General features: G+C 68.9%; 2 protein-coding genes and 1 pseudogene. 2 read left to right on the top strand and 1 reads right to left on the bottom strand.

The window, feature by feature from the left end; translation table 11 throughout:
* Window positions 1-36: 36 nt before the first annotated feature.
* Both VFO68_RS03325 and VFO68_RS03320 read left to right on the top strand, forming a co-directional pair.
* On the top strand, window positions 37-948 hold the full coding sequence (locus tag VFO68_RS03325) for an ABC transporter ATP-binding protein (RefSeq protein ID WP_325156635.1): 912 nt from the start codon (window positions 37-39) through the stop codon (window positions 946-948).
* Window positions 945-1,712, top strand: coding sequence for an ABC transporter permease (locus VFO68_RS03320; RefSeq protein WP_325156634.1), 768 nt, complete (start codon window positions 945-947; stop codon window positions 1,710-1,712). Before VFO68_RS03325 ends, VFO68_RS03320 begins: the two co-directional genes overlap by 4 nt.
* Window positions 1,713-1,776: 64 nt before the next feature.
* Here VFO68_RS03320 and VFO68_RS03315 read toward each other — a convergent pair.
* Window positions 1,777-2,273 (bottom strand): annotated as a pseudogene (locus VFO68_RS03315) (hypothetical protein); the annotation flags it as partial.

Genomic DNA, 2,273 nt, shown 5'->3' with positions numbered 1-2,273 from the left:
GATGTGCCGGACCCCGGACTCCGGCACGGTGATGCCATGATCGAGCTGCGAGACCTGACCAAACGATTCGGCGCCACGCTCGCGGTCGACGGACTGACCTTCGCCGTCCGGCCCGGAGAGGTGACCGGTTTCCTCGGCCCGAACGGCGCCGGCAAGTCCACCACCATGCGCGTCGTGCTCGGCCTGGATCTGCCCACCTCCGGCGCGGCGCTGGTCAACGGCCACCCCTACAACACCTTCCGGCGGCCGCTGTGCGAGGTGGGCGCATTACTCGACGCGAACGCGGTGCACGGCGGCCGCACCGCCTACAACCATCTGCGCTGCCTGGCTCGCAGCAACGGGATCGGCACCCGACGGGTCGTCGCGGTGCTCGAGCAGGTCGGCCTGGCCGGCGTCGCCGACAAGCGGGTCGGCGGGTTCTCCCTCGGCATGAAGCAACGCCTCGGCATCGCCGCCGCACTCCTCGGCGACCCTGCGGTGCTGCTGTTCGACGAACCGGTCAACGGGCTGGACCCGGAGGGCATCCGGTGGATCCGGGAGTTGATGCGCTCGCTCGCCGCGGAAGGGCGCACCGTGCTGATCTCCAGCCACCTGATGAGCGAGATGGCGCTCACCGCCGATCTGGTCATCGTGATCGGACGAGGTCGATTACTCGCCGAGACGCCGGTCGATGAGCTGGTGCGGCAGTTCCGCCGGGATGTGCTGGTGCGCTCGCCGCGATCCGCGGAACTGTCCGACGCGCTGGCCTCCGCGGGCGCCAGCGTGCGCGCCGAGCCGGCCGACGGGCTCGCCGTGACCGGCATCGAACCCGGACGCATCGCCGAACTGGCACTGGATCTCAGAATCCCGGTGCATGAGCTGACCCCACGCAACGCCTCACTGGAGGAGGCCTACCTGCAACTCACCGACGACAGCCTGGAGTACCGCACCACGGGAGGTGTCCGATGACGGACGTGATCGCCGCCGAGTTCCTGAAGATCCGCACGGTCCGGTCGACCTACGGGTTACTCGCCGTCATCGCCGGGCTGATGGTGACCGGGGTCGTCGTCGACTTCGCCATGGTCGCCGACTGGAATGGCTCAACGGCAGCGGAACAGGCACGGTTCGCCTCAGCCGACGCGCGGGTGATGGTCATCCCCTTCGCCCAGTTCATCCTGGGCGCGCTCGGCGCCTTGGCGGTGACCACCGAGTTCGGCACCGGCATGATCCGGCCCAGCCTGGCCGCGGTGCCGTCCCGATTAGCCATGGTCGCCGGCAAGACCGCGGTCGTGGGCGCGGTGGCCCTCGTGGCCGGAGAGGTCGCGGCGTTCGGTGCGTTCCTGCTCAGCTGGTCGGTCGCCGGGACCTATCCGGCGCCGCTGTGGACCTGGTCGTCGGTGTCCGACGCGGTCGGGCCGGTGTTCTGCTCCGGTCTGTCCGTCGCCGTCTGCGGGTTGGTGGGCCTCGGAATCGGCCTGGTCGTCCGGTCCACCGCCGGCGCGCTGGTCAGCCTGGGTGGGTTGCTGTTCGTCCTGCCGTCACTGGCGTTCTTCCTGCCGGAGCCGTGGGACACGCGGATCGCGGCGGTCATGTTGCCGAACCTGGCCTGGCAGTTCGAGGAGACCTCGGACACCTCGGTCCTGTCTCCGGGCGCCGCACTGCTGGCGATGGCCGCCTACGTCCTCGTAGCGGTGGGGGCGGGCGCGGTGGCGCTGGTCCGGCGGGATGCCTGAACCGACGGAAATGCCCCATCCGATGATCCGGACGGGGCATCGCCGAAACGAGAAACCAGTCGACCTACCGGCGGTCGAAGTGTTGCTGGGTCTGGACGTTGAGCTCGTCGAAGCGGACGTGCCTGGCCGAGTTGGTGCGCGGGTCGTTGAGCTCGACCACGTCAAGGCCCTTCACGATGTCGGAGCCGTAGATGAAGCCGTTGTACCAGTACACCGACCACTCGCCGCCGACCTCGGCCTCGGGCAGTGGGCCGCGCTCGAGGAAGCCGATCTCCCGTGGGTTGCGGGAGTCGGTGAAGTCCCACACCTGCATGCCGCCCTGGTACCAGGCCTGCACCATGATGTCCCTGCCCCGCACCGGGATCAGGGATCCGTTGTGCGCCACACAGTTCTCGGTTTCGGTCTGAAGCCGGGAGATCTTGAAGTAGCTGCGGAACTCCAGCCGCCGGTTGTCACCGGAACCCACGATGTCGTAGACACCGTCGGCACCGCGGAGCTGACCGATCTCCGCGTTGCAGGTGGCCGCGACGCCGCCACCGAGCTCATCGGTGAAGACGACCT

It is taken from the genome of Actinophytocola sp., assembly GCF_035712165.1.
Taxonomy (GTDB): Bacteria; Actinomycetota; Actinomycetes; order Mycobacteriales; family Pseudonocardiaceae; genus DASYTH01.
This window is presented reverse-complemented; position numbering and strand designations above follow the sequence as displayed.